Annotated in this window: 18 protein-coding genes; 9 read left to right on the forward strand and 9 right to left on the reverse strand. The window is 70.5% G+C overall.

What is annotated here, in order from left to right:
* Positions 1–7: 7 nt before the first annotated feature.
* The 3 genes from ACIRL2_RS28095 to ACIRL2_RS28105 all read right to left on the reverse strand — a co-directional run bounded on the left by ACIRL2_RS28095 (position 8) and on the right by ACIRL2_RS28105 (position 1002).
* Positions 8–172, reverse strand: a complete 165-nt coding sequence (locus ACIRL2_RS28095) for a hypothetical protein (RefSeq protein ID WP_402235538.1) — start codon at positions 170–172, stop codon at positions 8–10.
* A 267-nt stretch (positions 173–439) separates the two neighbouring features.
* Positions 440–760 carry a roadblock/LC7 domain-containing protein gene (locus ACIRL2_RS28100; protein ID WP_395868655.1) on the reverse strand — a complete coding sequence of 107 codons (321 nt, stop codon included), beginning with the start codon at positions 758–760 and terminating at the stop codon, positions 440–442.
* A gap of 107 nt (positions 761–867) precedes the next feature.
* On the reverse strand, positions 868–1002 hold the full coding sequence (locus tag ACIRL2_RS28105; protein ID WP_402235539.1) for a hypothetical protein: 135 nt from the start codon (positions 1000–1002) through the stop codon (positions 868–870).
* Between the two features lie 317 nt (positions 1003–1319).
* Here ACIRL2_RS28105 and ACIRL2_RS28110 point away from each other — a divergent pair, with 317 nt between their 5' ends.
* The 5 genes from ACIRL2_RS28110 (at position 1320) to ACIRL2_RS28130 (ending at position 6325) form a co-directional block, all read left to right on the forward strand.
* Positions 1320–1445 carry a hypothetical protein gene (locus tag ACIRL2_RS28110; protein WP_395868651.1) on the forward strand — a complete coding sequence of 42 codons (126 nt, stop codon included), beginning with the start codon at positions 1320–1322 and terminating at the stop codon, positions 1443–1445.
* A 409-nt stretch (positions 1446–1854) separates the two neighbouring features.
* The gene (locus ACIRL2_RS28115) at positions 1855–3060 is read left to right on the forward strand and encodes an FAD-dependent oxidoreductase (RefSeq protein WP_395868649.1); all 1206 of its coding nucleotides are present in this window, start codon (positions 1855–1857) and stop codon (positions 3058–3060) included.
* Positions 3061–3160: 100 nt separating this feature from the next.
* Positions 3161–4558, forward strand: a complete 1398-nt coding sequence (locus ACIRL2_RS28120) for a rhodanese-like domain-containing protein (protein WP_402235542.1) — start codon at positions 3161–3163, stop codon at positions 4556–4558.
* Between the two features lie 31 nt (positions 4559–4589).
* The gene (locus ACIRL2_RS28125; protein ID WP_395868645.1) at positions 4590–5384 is read left to right on the forward strand and encodes a sulfite exporter TauE/SafE family protein; all 795 of its coding nucleotides are present in this window, start codon (positions 4590–4592) and stop codon (positions 5382–5384) included.
* 167 nt (positions 5385–5551) lie between these two features.
* Entirely contained in the window at positions 5552–6325 is a 774-nt protein-coding gene (locus tag ACIRL2_RS28130; RefSeq protein ID WP_395868643.1) for a GntR family transcriptional regulator, read from the forward strand.
* 328 nt (positions 6326–6653) lie between these two features.
* Here ACIRL2_RS28130 and ACIRL2_RS28135 read toward each other — a convergent pair whose 3' ends face one another.
* Complete coding sequence (locus tag ACIRL2_RS28135) at positions 6654–7577, reverse strand: GNAT family N-acetyltransferase (protein WP_402235546.1); 924 nt, start codon at positions 7575–7577, stop codon at positions 6654–6656.
* Between the two features lie 528 nt (positions 7578–8105).
* Positions 8106–9077, reverse strand: a complete 972-nt coding sequence (locus ACIRL2_RS28140; RefSeq protein ID WP_395868639.1) for a helix-turn-helix domain-containing protein — start codon at positions 9075–9077, stop codon at positions 8106–8108.
* Between the two features lie 116 nt (positions 9078–9193).
* Between ACIRL2_RS28140 and ACIRL2_RS28145 the strand changes: the two genes are divergently transcribed.
* Complete coding sequence (locus tag ACIRL2_RS28145; protein WP_402235548.1) at positions 9194–11218, forward strand: WD40/YVTN/BNR-like repeat-containing protein; 2025 nt, start codon at positions 9194–9196, stop codon at positions 11216–11218.
* Between the two features lie 481 nt (positions 11219–11699).
* Here ACIRL2_RS28145 and ACIRL2_RS28150 read toward each other — a convergent pair whose 3' ends face one another.
* Positions 11700–12068 carry a VOC family protein gene (locus ACIRL2_RS28150; protein ID WP_395868635.1) on the reverse strand — a complete coding sequence of 123 codons (369 nt, stop codon included), beginning with the start codon at positions 12066–12068 and terminating at the stop codon, positions 11700–11702.
* A gap of 63 nt (positions 12069–12131) precedes the next feature.
* On the opposite strand from ACIRL2_RS28150, the gene ACIRL2_RS28155 reads away from it, so the two are divergent.
* Positions 12132–12590 carry a MarR family winged helix-turn-helix transcriptional regulator gene (locus tag ACIRL2_RS28155; RefSeq protein WP_395868633.1) on the forward strand — a complete coding sequence of 153 codons (459 nt, stop codon included), beginning with the start codon at positions 12132–12134 and terminating at the stop codon, positions 12588–12590.
* 393 nt (positions 12591–12983) lie between these two features.
* Here ACIRL2_RS28155 and ACIRL2_RS28160 read toward each other — a convergent pair whose 3' ends face one another.
* Both ACIRL2_RS28160 and ACIRL2_RS28165 read right to left on the reverse strand, forming a co-directional pair.
* Complete coding sequence (locus tag ACIRL2_RS28160; protein ID WP_395868631.1) at positions 12984–13424, reverse strand: hypothetical protein; 441 nt, start codon at positions 13422–13424, stop codon at positions 12984–12986.
* Positions 13425–14182: 758 nt separating this feature from the next.
* A complete protein-coding gene (locus tag ACIRL2_RS28165; RefSeq protein WP_395868629.1) occupies positions 14183–14347 on the reverse strand; it encodes a hypothetical protein in 165 nt (54 codons plus the stop codon).
* 391 nt (positions 14348–14738) lie between these two features.
* Here ACIRL2_RS28165 and ACIRL2_RS28170 point away from each other — a divergent pair, with 391 nt between their 5' ends.
* Positions 14739–15158, forward strand: coding sequence for a DUF6188 family protein (locus tag ACIRL2_RS28170; protein ID WP_402235552.1), 420 nt, complete (start codon positions 14739–14741; stop codon positions 15156–15158).
* A gap of 826 nt (positions 15159–15984) precedes the next feature.
* Here the strand turns inward: ACIRL2_RS28170 and soxR are convergent.
* Positions 15985–16449 carry a redox-sensitive transcriptional activator SoxR gene (gene soxR / locus ACIRL2_RS28175; protein WP_395868627.1) on the reverse strand — a complete coding sequence of 155 codons (465 nt, stop codon included), beginning with the start codon at positions 16447–16449 and terminating at the stop codon, positions 15985–15987.
* Between the two features lie 96 nt (positions 16450–16545).
* Between soxR and fdxA the strand changes: the two genes are divergently transcribed.
* Positions 16546–16899 (forward strand): ferredoxin, encoded by a 354-nt coding sequence (gene fdxA / locus ACIRL2_RS28180; RefSeq protein WP_395868625.1) that lies wholly within the window; start codon positions 16546–16548, stop codon positions 16897–16899.
* The last annotated feature ends 691 nt before the right edge of the window (positions 16900–17590 follow it).

Below are 17590 nucleotides of genomic sequence, written 5' to 3' on the forward strand. Positions count from 1 at the left end.
ACGCGTCTCATCGCGCGCCTCCCGGGAAGTGCCCGGTGACCGCGAAGCACTCGGCGTCCGGGGAACGCCCGGCCACGGCGTGCCCGCCGCCGCGCACCGCACCCGACTCGGCGCCCGGTGCCCATCGGCGGTCTGCGGGCGTCGTACCCGGCAATTCGGATCGTCTCGTCACGGGAAACCTCCTCGGAGCGCGGCCTGCGCCGCTGCGGACGATCACGGTAGGCAGTGGCCGGAAACCGGGGGATCGTCGCCACGCACGAAGAACGACCACCGATCCTGTGCGAATCACCGACGCCGAGCCCGGCCGCCTCCGGGATTCTCGGATGCCACGCCACGGAGCATCTGCGGTATCGACACTTCCAGTTGGAGTCCCGTTCCACGTACGCGCCCAGGTCGTCGCCCCGTCGATGGCCGCGTCGGCGGGCGGGTGTTCGCCCGACTACGCGGCTCCGGTCAGGATCCGGTCCAGGCGGGCGATCGAGGCGGGCGACTCGCGATACAGCCCGGCGATGTCCAACCCCTCGTCGCCGACAACCGCCAGCAGCGCGTGGTTGCCGATCGCCAGGATCACCACGTGTCCGCCGTTGCAGCGGGCCACCACGTCGCGCAGGCCGCCCAGACCCGCCTCCCCCGCGGTCCGGCTGCCCAGCGCGAGCGCGGCCGCGGCGAGGGCGGCGAGCGATTCCCCGTGCACCGCGACGGTGTCGCCGGCAACGAGCAGCCCGTCGCCGGTGGAGACCACGCTCTCGGTAATACCCATGACACGTTCGCGGACCCTGATGTATCCGAAATCCGGGATATGCCGACCGGCGGTGGCAATATATCGGCGACGCCGCCTCGACACGGCGCCGTTCGTCACGGTGACGATCATGTTCGCGGAAGCCCCGCGCCGGGGTCGGGGTCGCTGTCGGCGCGGATCTCGGCGGCGCCCGCGAACGCCGCCGCGCGCAGTTCCGGGGCCGGTTCGCGGGTGATGATCCCGTCGGCGAGGCAAACCCCCATCGAAGACGCGTAGTTGCGACAGCCGCCGATGACGCCCCGCGCGCGTCTCGTCCGACTGGAGGTCGGCGGGATCACCCGGGGGAGCCTTTGCGTTCCGCGCGCGTCTATGGCCCCGAGTCGTGAACGGTCGCGACCTCGGTTGGTATGCAACCACCGGGTTCTCCGCCAGGCACGAATGCGATCGTGGGCGCCAATACCGGTGCGGCGCGGGCGAGTTCGGCCGATCCAGAGGTCCGGAACCGACAACCTCGCGACATCATGAGTCTCGCGCCGTCCCCTGAGTTCGGGCCTCGGCACCAGCCTTTTCGAGTCGGTGCGTGGAGGCCGGCCGGGGATTGTTCCTGGTCGCCGAGTGCGCGGAGCGATGGGGCACGCGGGGCGTCCCCGGGGGCGAGATCGTCTGGATCGAACAGGCCCTCCCGGAGGCCGAGTTCGCGGTGTGAGCGTAAACGGGCCCAGGGCGGGCTCGGATCACGCGCGCCGGGGGCGAGTGCCGGTGGCCGGCTCGCCGGACAGGTTTCGAGCACGTCGGCCGGGCCGCGGTGGCGGGCGAACTCCGACCCCAGGGTTCAGGGCGCCTTCCTCGGCCATGGCCGCGCTGCCGTCGCGCCGCGCCGCGACTCTTCGTGCGAAGCCACGCGACAGGGGACATGTCGCCGACGCCGCGGTTGCCGGGCGTCACCGGTGGCTCGGACCGGGCTGCCCTTCGCCGGCCCAAGGCCGCCGCCGCACCGTCCGGCCGACTCGGATGCCCCCGCACAAGGTGGATCCAAAATGTACGTACATTCTCTTGCGGAAACCGGGAGACATGTGGCCAGATTAAATGTCTGCACATTTGATGTCCTGGAGGTCATGATGGTGTCGACGCAACGTCATCGGACAGTGATCGTCGGGGGAGGGAGCGCGGGTATCACCGTGGCGGCGCGGCTGCGCCGCTCCGGCGAGCGCGATGTCGCGATCATCGATCCGGCAACCCGGCACTACTACCAACCTCTGTGGACCCTGGTCGGCGGCGGACTGGCGGAGATCGGGGAGAGCACGCGCCCGCAGGCGTCCGTCGTGCCTCGAGGAGTGCGGTCGATCCGTCGGAGTGCGGTCCACATCGATCCCGACGTGCGGGAAGTGACCCTGGACGACGGGAGGACCATCGGCTACGAGTGCCTCGTGGTGTGTCCCGGGATCCAGCTCGACTGGTCGAGAATCCCCGGACTGGAGGCCACGCTCGGCGAGGAGGGCGTCTCCAGCAACTACCTGCCCGAAACGGCACCGGCGACATGGCGCTTCATCCGGGACACCCGATCGGGAACCGCCGTGTTCGGCATGCCGTCGGGGCCCATCAAGTGCGGTGGCGCGCCCCAGAAGATCGCCTACCTGGCCGCCGACTACTGGCGCCGCGAAGGGGTCCTGGGCAACATCGACGTGCACCTGGTGCTCCCGACATCCACCATGTTCGCGGTCCCGGAGTTCTCTCGCGTCCTGGATCGGGTTGTTCGGCGATACGGCATCACCGTGCACTTCGACAGCGAGGTGAGCGAGGTCCGTTCCGGGTCCAAGGAAGTCGTGGTCACCCACAACGGCACCCGGGTAGCCACCACGCTGCCCTACACCATGGCGCACCTGGTGCCTCCCCAGAGCGCGCCGGACTGGATCAAGAAGAGCGTCCTGGCCGATCCCGAGAGCCCCGCGGGCTACGTCCTCGTCGACCAATGGACCATGCAACACCCGCGCTACCCCGACGTCTTCGCGCTGGGCGACGTCGGCTCGTCGCCGAATTCCAAGACCGGTGCCGCGGTGCGCAAACAGGCCCCGGTCGTCGTGCGAAACCTCCTCGCGCGCATGAACGGTCTCAAGCCACCGGCCCGCTACGACGGATACGCGTCCTGCCCGCTGACCACAGCACGGGGCAAAACGCTGCTCGCGGAGTTCGACTACTCGATGAAGCCCACCCCCTCCATCCCGGTGATCGACACAACCCGGGAACGCACCGACATGTGGTACCTCAAGCGCTACGGACTGCCGTTCCTGTATTGGAACCTGATGCTTCGCGGACGCGCCTAGCCACATCGCCACCGCCGCGCGGCCGCCGCGACGAGTTGCACCCGTCCGCGCCCGCCGCATCCGGCGTAACCCACCCATCCGACCCGGCGGGAGCCTCTCCGTGGAACGCGTCGATACACTCGTTTTCAAGCAGTACTACCTGGATTGTCTCTCCCATGCCTCGTATCTCGTCGGCGACCGCGGATCCGGACGCGCGGTCGTGGTCGACCCCCAACGCGACGTGGGCGAGTACATCGCCGACGCCGCACGACTGAACCTGAACATCGAGCGGGTCATCGAAACCCACGTGCACGCCGACTTCCTGTCCGGACACCTCGAACTCGCCGCCCACACCGAGGCGCTGATCTCCTACGGCTCCGCCGCCCAAGTCGACTTCGCCGCCCATCCGCTGCCCGACGGCCGGAAACTCTCGCTCGGTGACGTCGAACTCGAGATCCTGCACACCCCCGGACACACCCCGGAGTCGATCTGCGTGGTCGTCAGAGCCCACGCGGGCGACAAGGTGCCCTTCGGCGTGCTGACCGGAGACACGTTGTTCGTGGGCGACGTGGGACGTCCCGACCTGGCCGCCTGCGCCGACTGGTCCACGGAGAAGTCGGCCCGTGCCCTGTTCCGTTCCACCCGACGCCTGCTTGCCCTCCCCGACGCCACCGGCGTCTATCCCGCCCACGGGAGCGGGTCGTCCTGCGGGAAGAACCTGTCCGCCGAACACCACAGCACCATCGGCGAACAACGGCGCACGAACCACGCGCTGGCCGAGATGGCCGAGGGCGACTTCGTGGACCTGGTGTGCTCCGAACAGATCCCCGCGCCGCGCTACTTCGCCTACACGTCCGCGCGCAATCGCCAGGAGCGGCCGACACTGGACGAGAGCACCCACGTCCCCGCCCTGTCGTTCGGGGAGTTCCTGCGCGCCCGGTCGACCGGGGGAGTCGTCCTGGACACCCGAGATCCCGACGCGTTCGCCGCCGGACACCTCGCCGACTCGATCAACGTCCCCCTGTGCGGTCGATTCGCGGAACTCGCCGGCGAGGTCCTGAGCGCACACAGTCCCATCCTGCTCGTCTGCGACCCCGGCACCGAACGCGAGGCCCGCAACCGGCTGGCCCGGATCGGCTTCGACCGTGTGCCGGGAGCGCTGGCCGACGGGGCACCCGGGATCGAGCCCGAATACCGTCGGACCGCCGTACGGCATCGCGTCGACGAGTTCGTCGTGCTCGACTCGGACACGCGCGTCGTGGACGTCCGCAACCCCGGCGAAGTACGCGCCGATGGCACGATCCCCGGGGCCCGACTGATCCCACTCCCCGAACTCCCCTCGCGAATAAACGAGTTGGCGCGCGGTGAGGCCGTCGCCGTGTTCTGTGCGAGCGGCCGCAGGTCCTCCATCGCCGCGTCGATCCTGCGTGCGGCGGGCTTCACGAACGTGTCCGACCTCCAGGGCGGCTTCGCCTCCTACAGCGCCGAGCACCCCATCGCACGACCGGACTCTCCGTGAGGCGCGCCGTCCCCGACGTTTCGGCCGCGAGGTGAGCGTACTGATCGTCGCGCTCGTGTCCGGTGCCGCGGTCGGGCTCGCCATCGGCGCGCTCGGCGGCGGCGGGGGCGTCCTCGCCGTACCCGCACTGGTGTACCTGCTGCACCTGGCACCGGCCGACGCGTCCACCACCAGCCTGATCGTGGTGACCGCGACCTCGGTGACGGCTGTGTTCCGTCACGCCAGAGCGGGCACCGTACGCTGGCGGGTCGGCGTGCTCTTCGCCGCGGCCGGCGTGCTCCCCGCCATCGCCGCTTCCGTCCTGGCGGGCCACATCCCCAAGGCCGCGCTCACGACGGCATTCGCCGTGGTCACGCTGCTCGCCGCCATCGCGATGCTCCGCAATGCCGGCCCGGGCGAAGGAGTGGAGAACGGCGCACCCGATCCAGGCGCGAACGAGAGGTCGATCCGTGGGGCACAGGGCATCGGCAAGGTGATGGGCGCGGGAGCGGGTCTGGGCACCGTCACGGGTCTGCTCGGCGTCGGCGGAGGATTCCTCGCCGTGCCCACCCTGGTGAGCGTCCTGTCGCTGCGCATGCGCCTGGCGGTCGGTACGAGCCTGGTCGTGATCGCCGTCAATTCCGTAGCCGCGCTCACCGCCCGGTTGGCGGTGGGGCCGACCACATTCGATCCGGCGACGCTCGGCCCCTTCGCCGGCGCGGCGATCCTGGGGGCCTGGGACGGCAAACGTCTGGCCGCCCGGCTGTCGGGGATCGCCCTTCAGCGGATGTTCGCCGCGCTTCTCGTCGCCTTGGCGGTGTTCATGCTCGTGGATGCCCTTCGTTGACCGATCGCACGGTTGCCGTGTCGCCCGGTACGCGGATCGCCCGAGCATGCACCCCGGAGGACCACGGTGGGTCCGCGCGGAGTTGCCACCGGACGGCACGCTTCCGTACCTTCGTGGCCTCACACAGGACACGAGCACGGGTCCGTCGCACGTCAGGGGAACCCTCGGTGACATCAACGCAGCCCGCGGGAGCGAATCCCGTCGATCGCGCGAGCGGAGTGCCGCTGTGGGTCCAACTGCGAGCCGACCTGCGCCGTCGCCTGGAGGCCGACCAGTTCCGCGACCACTTCCCCGGCGAGCACGCCCTCGCGGCCGACTACGGAGTCAGCCGCCACACGGTTCGCGAGGCCCTGCGCCAGTTGCGCAGCGAAGGCGTCGTCACGGCGCACCGGGGACGCGTGTCCGCACTCGCGGAGACGTCGATGGAACAGCAGGTGGGCCGACCGTACAGCCTCTTCGCCTCGGTCGAGGAGATCGGTGCGGTGCAGCGCAGTGTGGTGCGGGTGCTGGATCGGCGTGCCGACGGCGTGGTCGCGGCCCGGCTCGGCCTGGAGGAGTCGACACCGCTGGTCCACCTGGAGCGCCTTCGCCTCGCCGACGAGAGGCCGCTCGCCGTCGATCGGGTATGGCTCCCCGCCGACGTCACCGCCCCGTTGCTGGGGGTCGACTTCACGCACACGGCGCTGTACGCCGAATTGGAGCGGCATTGCGGCATCCGGATCACCGGGGGATGGGAGCGCATCCGTGCCGTGGTGCCCGATCGCGCCGAACGCACGATGCTGGAATGTCCGTCGAACACGGCCCTGTTCGCGATCGACCGCCTGGGAGTGGCCACGGTCGGCCCGGTCGAGTGGCGTCAGACGCTGGTGCGCGCGGATCGGTTCACGGTGACCGCGGCCTTTTCCGCCGAGGACGGATACCGACTGGGGATGGCCGAGTAACCGGAGGGCCGGTTGTCCCCGGCGATGCCCAAGGGTGAACACGCGGTCGCGGCGGGTTCACAACCCCAACCGTTGGGCGCGGCACACCGGATGGACCGCCGGCCGTTCGTCGGCCCCGTCGAGCGTGATCCCCAGGACACGGCGGGCCCGTTCGACCCGCTGGATGACCGTGAAACCTGGAAAGGCGCTGTCTACGTGGCAGTTGGGCCTGTGAAACACGCCGACGGGAGGTCGGGGCGAACGTGTGCTCCTCGGCAGCCGGCGGTTCGGTGCGCGATAGCGGCCGGCGGATCCGGACGGGGACGTGCCCGTCCGGATCCCTGTCGCGTCACCCCTGTCGGTGCTCCCATCCTCGGTCGGTACGGGTCAGCTCGCGGAAGCCGGCGGCGATCAGCCGCCCGATCGCGTCCGTGTCGTCGGCCGACTCGTAGGCGAGCACGCGGTCGACCCCGGCCAGGCGGAGCCACTGGGCCGCTTGGGCCAGGAGCCAGTGCTCCAACCCGTCGACGCGGTGGTCCGGTTCGACGACGAGGTTGCCGATGTCGGCCATTCCTCCGTTGCGGGCCAGCCGCTCGGGTCGGTCGAGGGCGGTGTCCACTTCGATGAAGCCGAGGACGTGGCCGTCCAGGTGGGCCGTCAGCCGGGTTCCGCACTCGCCGAGCGTGCGCCGCACGGCCGGTTGGGGCATCGACGGATCGGCGGGCGGCGACACCAGGTCGGCGACCTCGGCGAGCAACACCACTTCGGTGTGGCCGGTGTGCCGGAAGCCGGCCCGCTCGTAGGCCGCCCGCACGTGCGGCCACACATCGGGCAGGCCGTAGACCCCGGGAGCGGGCAGGGCTCCGTCGGCGTAGCGGACCCGCACGTGCCAACGTGCCAACCGGGCCAGGCACGCGGCCATCAGCTGATCCGCCGCCGTCTCGGAGTCGGGCCGGAACGTCGCCGGCGGACGGTGGACGAACCAGGCGATCTCGCCCGCGCCACGATGATCCGGGCCGACCTCGGCGTCGTCGCGGTAGCGCAGCAGATGCGCGGCGGCGACCACGGCCCCCCGCTGCTCGGCGACCAGGGTGGCTCGCTCCGCCACCCACGGATCGGTGATGAACTCGTCGGGGCGCCGGGTGAGTTGCGCCAGAACGGTATTGACGGACACGGACGCGCCGGGCACGACGGCAGCGACATGCGCGTTGACGAGCTCGGTCAACTGGTCGCGATCGTCACGATGAAAGGGGCGCACGATGAGAGCAGGCATGGAGGACCTCCGAACGGATTCGCCACGAGGAAGGAGGCCGCCATGCGATGCGGTATGGCGCTGACAGTACCTCACGCGGCCTGCCGCCCGCCCCGCCGCGGACGCCGGCGGCGAGACTTCCGGGCGACGGCGGGCCGACTCCGTCCGCCCGGGACGTGATCGACGCGATGCGCAGGTCATATGCGGGGGCGATGAACGCCCGGGAGCCGGCCGAGTCGGCGACACGTGCGAGGCGGGACCTGCCCGCCTTGGTCGACACGATCGAGCCCGCCCCGACCACTGTCCGAGACCGGACTGGACGAGCAGGTCTCGGCCCAGGTCTCGGCCGGCGCGGAGGGCGGAGACGGGGCACGCTGTCGAGCAGTCGGCCGCGCTGTCGGAGTCCCAGGGCAGGGTCGACGAGACGATCGCCGCGCTGTGAGCCCACGCCGCGGTCACCGGGCACGGCCGTCCCCACCGGGATGCCGCGAAGACCGCAGCACCCACGGTGTCGCGTTGCTGCTCAGCTCCCGGCCCGTCCGACCATCCCTACACCCAGCCGCGCCGCACCGCCTGCACCCCGGCCTGGAACCGGTTCTCCGCGCCCAACTCGTCGAGGAGCACCCGCATTCGCCGCCGCAGGCTCCGGGTGCTGGTGCCCAGCTGCCGGGCGATCGTCTCGTCCTTGAGTCCGGACAGCAGCAGGTTCAGGATCCGCCGGTCCTCCGCGTCGAGCGGGTCGCACTCCTGGGGGCCGGCGGCGGTGAGTGGGACGGCTTGTGTCCAGAGCCCTTCGAACAGGGCGACCAGGGCGTCGACGAGGGTGGTGCCCCGGATGACGACGCTGCGGGTGATGGGCGAATCGAGGTGCAGGGGCAGCAGGGCGATCCGGCGATCGGCGACGGACATCTTCAGCGGGATGCCGGCGAGGACCCGGGCCTCTTCGCCGGCCCGCGACAGGCCGCTCACGTCGTCGAGGTTGCCGGGTATCTCGAACGACTCGGGGGCGTAGATCGTGCGGTACCGGACTCCGCGGCCCAGGAGGGTGTGTTGGAGCGGGTTGCCGTGGGCGAGGACGTACGGCGGCCGGTCCAGGCTCATGATCTCCTCGGTGGCCTCCTGCTGGAGCCGGGCGAACCACCGGCCGAGTTCGTCGGCGCTGGTGAGCAATTCGACGCCCTCGCCGGGGCGGGCGGCCTCGCCGAGCGCGCGGTAGACGGCCTCGAGTTCGGCGGCCGTCTCGGTGACCCTGCCGAGGTCGGCGTGGGCGTTGCGGACCAGGGCGGCGAGGGCGGCGGTGGGGCTGACGGCCGCCCACCGGGTGGGGCGGCCCGAGAGCCGGCTGACCAGACCGTGGCCGCGCAGTCGGGCAAGGGCCGAATGCAGCCGCTCGACGCCCGAGCCGGTGCGCTCCGCCAAGTCGCGCACGGTGACCGGCGGTCCGGCCAGAACGGTGCGATAGACCCGCTCGTCGAAGGGCGCGACCCCGACGGCGCCGAACACGAGTTCGTCATCTTCCATGGCGAGCGAGCATGGCCGATTCCGGCGCCGGCCGCAATCGGACACCGGCCACACCTGGCCGACCGTCGGGAGCCGCGACTACAAAGATCACACCTCCGGCCCCCATGGGAGATGGAATGTTCAACGCACAGCATTCACGGTCGGGTTCAGCGAAGCTGTCCCGGCGCCGACTACTCCTGATCGCCGCGGTGGCCTTCGGCACCGTGTTCGGCGCGTTCGGCGCGGCGCCCGCCGAAGCGCAATCAGTGGCCCCCGACGACCCGCCGACGACCCTGGCCACCCGGGGCAACGAATGGCGGCAGGTCGGCCCGAACGGCAACGGCGGCAAACTGGCCTTCACCCCCGCCAGGCCCGAACGGGCTTACGTGCAGACCCCGATCGGCAACGTCGTCTTCCGATCCGACGACCGGGGCACCACGTGGCAGCAGAGCAACGAACTGCCCGTGAACGCCTTCGAAGCCGGCGGTGTCGCGGCCAGCCCGCTCCGACCCGACGTGGTGTTCACCGGCGGCCGGCAAAAGGACAACTGGCACGGGTACGTGCTGCGCAGCACCGACGCCGGCAAGACGTTCACCCAAGTGCTGGACACCCCGGGCAAGGTCGGTGGCGTCGTGTTCGACCCGACCGGCGCGCGGCTGTACGCCGCTGCCTCCGACGGTGTGCACGTCACCACCGATCACGGCAACACCTGGCGACTGCTACCCGGTTCCCCCGCCGACGCCCGGAACCCGAAGTTCACCGGCGGCGACCTGTACTTCACGTCCGGCGCCGATGTCTGGGTGCTCCGCCGGGGCGCGCGGACCCCGGTGAAGCTGCCTCGCCCCGGCTCGACCGGCGCGGGTGTCGATCAGCTCACCGGCACCGGCGGCACCCTGGTCGCCAGGGGTGACCTGCAGGTCGCGCAGGTTTCCACCGACCGGGGCGCGCACTGGCGGGCGCTGCGCGGACCGTGGGGCACCGACGTGGTGGTTCTGGCCGCGATCGTGGACGGCTCGGGTCGGCTGCACATCCAGGTCAACCAATCCACCGGCGAGATGCAGCAATGGGGCAGCCGCGACAACGGCCGCACCTGGCACGCCGAGGCGGGTCTGGCCCGCATCGACCTGTACGAGGCCACCGGCACCTTCCCCGGACGGCCCGGCACGGACGTGATCTCGGCCGGCGCGGGCATCTACACCACCGACGACCACCAGAGCTTCCGCCGGATCGGGGTGCCCGGCTCCGAAGTGTTGTCGCTGACCGTCGCCCAGGGCAGGTCGGGACCGGCGATCGTCGCGGGCACCATGACCGGCAGCTACCAGTCGTCCGCGCCACTGAAGAGCCGGCTGCCGCGCGGGTACCAGGAATGGGGTTTCTCCGGCACCGCGCCGCACACCTTCGGCAACCGGATCGACGGCCTGGCCACCGATCCGTCGAACCCTTCGACGGTGTACCGGGTACGCAACACCTGCACCTCCGATCAACCCTGCTTCTACCTGGAGAAGTCGACCGATGCGGGCCTGCGGTGGACCATCGTCCAGACCGCCGTGCCGGGCAAGGCACTCGGCATCACGGTCAGCCCCGCCGATCCGAAGAGGCTGTACATCGCCACCCACTCGCCGTCTGCCGTGTACACCAGCAACGACGGCGGCGAGTCCCTCGTCCAGAACGGGCACGACGACCTGAAGGGCTTCACCAGCGTCGCCGTCGACCGGGCCAATCCCGACAGTGCCTGGCTCGGCGGCCCGGACGGGCTGTTCCGCACCACCGACGGCGGCGTCACCCTGAACAAGGTCCTCGACGGCTGGGTGAGCGCGATCGCGCTGAACCCGCGCACCCCGGGCCACGCGGTCATCGCCGCCAAGGACGCGCTCTACGTGACCACCGACGACGGCAAGCACCTGACGAAGGTGGCCGCCGACCTGAGCGGCGCCCTGAGTTCGCTGGCGTTCACCCCGGACGGCTCGACGGTGTTCGCGGGCTCGCACTACCACCTCACCCCGGCTCTCGGGGTGCTGCGCAGCACCGACGGCGGCCGGACCTGGGGCTCGATCACCAGGAACCTGCCGGAGCCGTCGGTGTCGTCGCTGACCGTGTCGGCCGACGGCCGGTGGCTGTTCGCGGGGACGACCTACGGGAGCGTGCACCGACTGGCGGTGTGACCACATACCAGGCGCGCCGCCCCTGTCCGAACACCCGGACGGGGGCGGCGTCGTGGGCGGGCGGCCGTGGCCCGGCGCGGCCGCGCGCCACCGGGCGAGCCAGGTGAGGGCGGCGGCCACCAGTGGAGGTCGCGCAGGCCCGGGAGTTCGTCGAACGGCTCCCGCAGGGCCGGGCGGCCGCGGTCACCCGGGGCGGCTCGAACCGGTCCGGTGGGCAGCGCCCGCGGTTGGCATCGCCCGGGCGCTCATCCGCCGATCTGCGATCCACCTGTTCGACGACTTGTTCTCTGTGCTGGCCGCGCCCCCGCGGTGGCGCGCGGGCGCATCGCGGGACCACCGTCGACGGCAAGGACGGTACGACCCCGCGCCGATGGTCCGAGGCATGCGAAGAGCCGATGATTGTCGCCCGGATTCTCGCGCCTCGGGCGCAACCGCGCTCTTCGGGGCGGGGACCGGTGCTCGTCCGGTGGCGTCGGGCGTATCAGGCGCGGTCGTGGAGGGTGACCTGGTAGCCGTCGGGGTCGGCGAAGGTGAAGGTCCGACCGAAGGGGCCGTCGATCGGCGCGGAGACGATGGTGTGACCGTCGGCGACGAGAGCGTCGTGGATGGCCTGGACGTCGGTGGCGTGGAGCCAGATCGCGGCACCGATGCCGGGCTGGGCAACGGATGCGAGATCCGTGCCGGGAATGACGCCGCGGAGTGCGAACGCGATCGGCTTCGTCTCGAAGACGACGGCGTGCGGAGGTCCGGCCTGCGCGCGGACGAGGCCGAGGTACTGCTCGTAGAACGCCTGCGAAGCGTCGAGGTCGCGTGCCTGGAGCGAGATGAAGTCGGGGCCGGTGGCGGGCATGGTGCTGCTCCTTCTCTTCGTGTCAGGTTCCTGACACGAGTCAACGTATGTCAGAATCCTGACATGAGTCAAAACGGTGCCGGCGTCGACCTGGACAAATCACTGGGCTACCTGCTGAAAGAGGCTTCGAGCGCCCTGCGCGCAGCCATGGAGGAGGTGCTGCGACCACTCGGGATGAGCGTGACGCACTACTCCTGCCTCGAGCTGCTGGCTCAACGGCCGGGCTTGTCGAACTCCGAGCTCGCGCGGGGCGCATTCGTGACACGGCAATCGATGAACGTGCTGCTCCAGGCCCTGGAACGAGACGGCTACGTGACCCGGCCCGCGGCGGCACCCGTCGGGAAGGTTCTTCCCACGCGGCTCACGCCTCGCGGCCGACGGAGCCTGGAGAAGGCGACCGTGGCGGTCCGGTCCGTCGAGGTCGCAATGCTGGCCGGCATGACCGAGACCGAACAGTCGGACGCGTTCCGGATCCTGCAGAGCATGATTCGTTCCCTGCGCGAGGGCAACGACGGTGCATAGCCCGTTCCCGGACGCACGTCTTGCCGCGCCCGGGCAGGAGTGCAGCCGAGCGTGAGAACCCGTGGTGCTGCACCCTGCCGGTGATCGACGCCACCGGCGCGAACCGGGCCGACGTCGACCACGCCCGAGACCGCGACGAGGGCCCGTTCGCGGTCACCGTGTACGGCGAACGCGAGTGTGGGCCGACATCGAACACACCCACGCACGCTGGACCGCAGGGGGCCGCCCCGGACCCGAACGCTTCGGCCTGCGCGTCGAACCCGACGGCATCCAACACGTCTGGTTCGACCAGCCCTTGGGCCCCACCTGGCCCCTGGTCGGGCCGGGCCACCACGCGACGGCTTGAAGCCGCCCGGCGCCGCGCGATTCAAGGGTGGCCGGGGCGGCACACGGTCAGCGGCGGCCGGTGGCCAGGATGACGAGGAACTGACCGCCGCCCGCCTCGATGTCGGCGGTCACCGGCAGCCCCGGCACCAGTCGGGAGAACCGGTCCACCAACCAATCCGCCGCCTGCTGGGCGTCCTTCCTGGTCGGACAACGGCCCACCATCTCGCGGCCGCCCTTGCGCTCCAGCCTCCCGGCAACGGTGATCAGCGGCGCGGGTTCGACCACGTACAGGTGGTCCGGCCAGGCGATGACCACCTTGACCGCGCCCTTGCGGGTGTTGCACCCGCGGTGCGCGAGCCGCTCGGCGACCTTGGCCTTCCGGTCGGCGGTCCGGCTGTCGACACTGGGCCCCCGCGGGTCGTTCACCGACTCGTCGGGGTCGACCGGTTCGTCGCACACCCAGCACCGCCAGCCGTCCCGCTCGGCTACATCATCAAGGAGAGTCACCCGAGCAAACTAGCCTGCCCGGCCGCCATCCCGGTGCACCAGGCCCAGTGCCGGGACATCCGACGACTCACGTGCGAACTCGGCCGGCGGCTGTCCGGGCGGGCCTTCCCGGGCAACCGGACCTCTGCGGGCGAGCCGCATTCCCGTTGCCGGCTTGCTCACGAGAACCCGCGAACCTCCGCTGAACGTGGGACCTGCCGGCCGAGCCCCAAGCCGCGGGCACGGCCCGCCACCGTGTACGGAACCAGCTGTGCGCCAGGGCCTGGGGCCGGGGGCCCGGAGGAACTGTCCCCGACATCGGACTCCTGGTCAGCGAACTCGTCGGCAACGTCGTACGGCACGCCAAGGGGCCTGAATCGCTGGGCCGGGCGGCGGGACGACCGCCGTGCAGGTCCACACCACCGATGGGGATCTCAAACCCTTGGCTCGAGAGTCTCAGCCGGAAAAGCTCCCCGGGGAGCGTGCCGCTTCCGGGTGCGCGTAGTAGCCGGCGACGGTGCAGTGCAAAGGGCCCCACACGCCGGGCTTGCCGAGTTCGCGGAATTCGATGTCGACGTCGGCGACGGGTCGACCGCCCGGAACGCGGGCGGGCCGGGTCAGCGGCCTGGCCGGCGCCGCCGCCGAGGGGCGTTCCTGACAACCGGCTTACATACCGGCCACATAGGGCTGGAGGAGTCCGTGGCGTTCGATGTATCGCCTGGCGACAGACGGCGGGTGCCGGCGACCACACGGTCTCCGGCGGGCGTCGTCGCTCGACCTCACCGTGCGGGGAGCGCGATCGCCGCGACCTTGTCGACCTGCGCCTTCATGACCGCCTTGGGTATCGCCACCGCCGGTGGGCCGAACATGCCCACGGACATGCCTCTGACCAGTACCGGCCCTACCCGGACGACGGTGACGACGAACGAGTACGGCCCGTCCACGCCGAATTCCAGGGACAGACTGTCGTCACCGATGTCGTAGCCGGCACCGCCGGTCAGCGCGTATTCGACGGTGGAACTCTCCTCGGGGGCGGGGTTGTCGGTCGTCTCCGCGAAGTCGCCGCACGACGGCAGGGCCTTCCTCGCCGCCTCCAGGACCCTGGCCGCTTCGGTGAACTCCCGCGAGCTTGCGCCTTGGGCCGGGTGGCGAGGAGCGCCTCGACGACGTGGACATCGACGAGAGCCCAGTTGCGTCTGCCGCGCTCGGCCTGGGCACGGGCGAGGTTTCGGACGGGCCGGGGCTGCCTCAAGGCAATCGAGCGGGATATCGAAGTGGCTTGACGGCCATGGCAATTCCCTGGACCGCTGTGATGGAGTAGGTCAGGGTGCAGGGGTGAGTACCGATACGAATCCGGTCGAATACCCTGACCGGTGGATCCTGAACCTCCGGGGCCGGCGCGTTGCCAAGGTCGCCCTCGAGCCCCATCCGGCGGTGTCCCTCGACTCGGAATGGGAGGTCGTCCTGAAATGCCCCGCTCTCCTGTCGCACGGGTCGGCCCTGACGAATCCGGGTCTTCCCCTGACTCCGACCTCGCGGAGCATAGCCTCCCAACTGCTTGCGACATCGGTCCTGTCCGCGGTCGCATTCAAGTCCGGCGCGCTGAGGATGGTGTTCGACGCCGGTCTGCACCTGAAGTGCCCAGCCGGCTCGGCGGAGGCGGCGTGGGAGATCACCGGACCACAGGGCTGGTGCTTCACATCAATGCCCGGCGGCGGTCTCACAGTCTCGCCCGGCAGAGCAGAAGCGCGGTGAGAGCCCGCCGGGTCTGACAACAATCGTGCTCACGCCCAAGGTCCGAGAGACGGAAGTGGCCTGGCAACTGGAGACGTTCACAGGTACGCGGATGGGGAGTCAAGGGGTAACGCCGCCACCTGCCGGTCTGTCGGGGTCGGGTCGGGCGTGCCCGTTCGAGGGGCTGTGGCGATTCCGAACTGGTTGACCGCGGACGTGTCCAACGCGCGCTCGACGCCCTGCTGCCCGCGGGCCGGCCGAGGCGGCACGCCGTTCTGGCCGGACCGGGACGCCCAGCCCCCGACGCTGGAGTCGACATCCTCCTCGGGCCGTTCCATTCGCAGACCGGTCGGACATAGACCACCACCGACCGGGCCGCGTCGGCGTACCTGCTGCCGCTGTCGCTGGGGGTGTGGCTGTGGCCAGCCCGTCCCCGGCCGCGCCTGCCGGTTACCGCGTTGGGCGTCCTGCCCCCGGGATGTCCTCCGTGACGACCCGCCCCCACTACTCCCCAATGGCCCCCTTTCGAACCGAGCGCGAAACGTTCGAGCACACCCTGGTCCGGCTGCCGGCCGTTCGCAGCCCGTGGTTGCGCGAATTCCTCGCGAACCTCACGCACCACACATTCGTCGGCGTCTTCCAGCGTCGACAGGACCGACTCTCGGGGGGCGCACTCGCAGTGCGAACGTGGCCCGGCCGGCCCCATGCGCTCCGTTCGACGAACGCGAGGACCCCGGGGTCGCGGACGACTCGGCGAATCGGGTCGCCGCCTACGTCCGAGATACGGGGCCCTCCATCGGGGACCGGGGGCAATCGCGCCGAACCCTTTGTTGCGACAGTCCGTTTCTCACAGTCGTCGGGGCCCGACACCATCCCCGGAGAGCGCGTCGCCGGGGTTCAGCAGAGCGCATGCCTTCATCGAGAGGCATCCGCAGCCGATGCACCCGGTGAGTTCGGCCTCGAGGCGCTCGATGGTCTGCCGACGCTCCTCCAGCCGACGCCTCCAGCCACGCGAGGCGCGCTGCCACTCCCGGTGACTGGGCGGACGGTCGAGCGGCACATCGGCGAACGCCTCTCGGAGGTCGAGCAACGGGATGCCGATGCGTTTCGCCACCGAGATCAATGCGACTCGACGAAGCATGTGCCGCGGATAACGGCGTTGGTTGCGATCGTCACGTTCGGACGCGATCAGGCCGAACTCCTCGTAGAACCGCAGAGCGGAGACGGCCGCCCCGGTCCGGGCGCTCACCTCGCCGATGCTCAGCCAGTCGTCCGGGCCTGCTCGAACCTCACCGGAACGGTAACTCGTCATGCAAAGCCTCCTCTTGACCTCAACATTACTTGAGGCCATACGGTCGGCCGGGTCGGAACGGCGAACAGGAACGACCCCGGAGAGGACGGCAGTTCGATGACGTTTGTGATTGCTTCGCCCTGTGTGGACGTCAAGGACAAGGCATGCGTCGAGGCGTGCCCCGTCGACTGCATCTACGAGGGAGAGCGCATGCTCTACATCCACCCGGACGAGTGCATCGACTGCGGCGCCTGCGAGCCGGTGTGCCCCGTCGAAGCGATCTTCTTCGAAGACGACACCCCACAGGAATGGCACCACTTCAACGCCATGAACGCCGAGTTCTTCTCCGACCTCGGCGCCCCCGGCGGCAGCGCGAAGCTCGGTCCGATCGGACGAGACCATCCGATCGTGGCGCAACTGCCGTCCCAGGGTGCCGCCGTCTCATCCTTTGCGATCCCGCCCAAGTCCTGACGACCCGGAAGCCGTTCACGCCGCCCCGAAGACGGGCGGCAGGCGCGTACCCCGACTCCTGCGAAAGGAGCGACCGCCCTGGCCTCCGTGGGGTCGGAGGAGGTGCGGCAACTCCGCAAAGACGAGGCCGAGTTGACGCGGGCGGCCAACGAAATCCTGAAAGCCGCCTCGCTGTCTTTTGCCCAGGAGATCGACCGTCCCCGGACGAGGCCGAGCAGCGGATCGACCACCTGAGTGACAAAGGTCTCGGGGTCGATCCCGTATGCCGGGTGCCGGGGTTGTCGCCGTCGCCGTACCTCGCGCGCAGGATCGCGACAGCCGGTACACCATCTGTCACGACACATACCCGGGCGGTGGATCCGGTCATGGCACCCCGGTCGGAAGCCGCCACCGCACACCGTCCAACCACCGCCGACACCGTTCAGCCCAGGTTCACCGCCGGCCATCGCGACCACGTTGCCCGGCGGCGGCACGGAGCGGGTTCTCGAAGCGGACGACGAGCCGACGTGCCGCAGTCCTGGCCGAGTTCGAACCGTCGGTGCGAACGGCGTTGGCGGCGGACCGCCGCGCCCGGTGACCGGAGCGGGGCCGGGATTCGCCAGGGTCCGCACACCCGTGGATGTGTCGTCTGGGCGCTGCGTCGAACCGGTGATGCGGGGTGTCGAGCGACCGGGCGCGGGCGGCAGGGCGG

The sequence above is a fragment of the Embleya sp. NPDC127516 genome (assembly GCF_044765325.1).
Taxonomy (GTDB): Bacteria; Actinomycetota; Actinomycetes; order Streptomycetales; family Streptomycetaceae; genus Embleya.

What these genes read in the sequence shown, in the direction of transcription:
- ACIRL2_RS28135 (WP_402235546.1), bottom strand. Translation starts at nt 7,577, where the DNA reads ATGCCTGCTCTCATCGTGCGCCCCTTTCATCGTGACGATCGCGACCAG.
- ACIRL2_RS28115 (WP_395868649.1), top strand. Translation starts at nt 1,855, where the DNA reads ATGATGGTGTCGACGCAACGTCATCGGACAGTGATCGTCGGGGGAGGG.
- ACIRL2_RS28150 (WP_395868635.1), bottom strand. Translation starts at nt 12,068, where the DNA reads ATGCCCGCCACCGGCCCCGACTTCATCTCGCTCCAGGCACGCGACCTC.
- ACIRL2_RS28105 (WP_402235539.1), bottom strand. Translation starts at nt 1,002, where the DNA reads ATGGGGGTTTGCCTCGCCGACGGGATCATCACCCGCGAACCGGCCCCG.
- ACIRL2_RS28155 (WP_395868633.1), top strand. Translation starts at nt 12,132, where the DNA reads ATGAGTCAAAACGGTGCCGGCGTCGACCTGGACAAATCACTGGGCTAC.
- ACIRL2_RS28145 (WP_402235548.1), top strand. Translation starts at nt 9,194, where the DNA reads ATGTTCAACGCACAGCATTCACGGTCGGGTTCAGCGAAGCTGTCCCGG.
- soxR (WP_395868627.1), bottom strand. Translation starts at nt 16,449, where the DNA reads ATGACGAGTTACCGTTCCGGTGAGGTTCGAGCAGGCCCGGACGACTGG.
- ACIRL2_RS28140 (WP_395868639.1), bottom strand. Translation starts at nt 9,077, where the DNA reads ATGGAAGATGACGAACTCGTGTTCGGCGCCGTCGGGGTCGCGCCCTTC.
- ACIRL2_RS28100 (WP_395868655.1), bottom strand. Translation starts at nt 760, where the DNA reads ATGGGTATTACCGAGAGCGTGGTCTCCACCGGCGACGGGCTGCTCGTT.
- fdxA (WP_395868625.1), top strand. Translation starts at nt 16,546, where the DNA reads ATGACGTTTGTGATTGCTTCGCCCTGTGTGGACGTCAAGGACAAGGCA.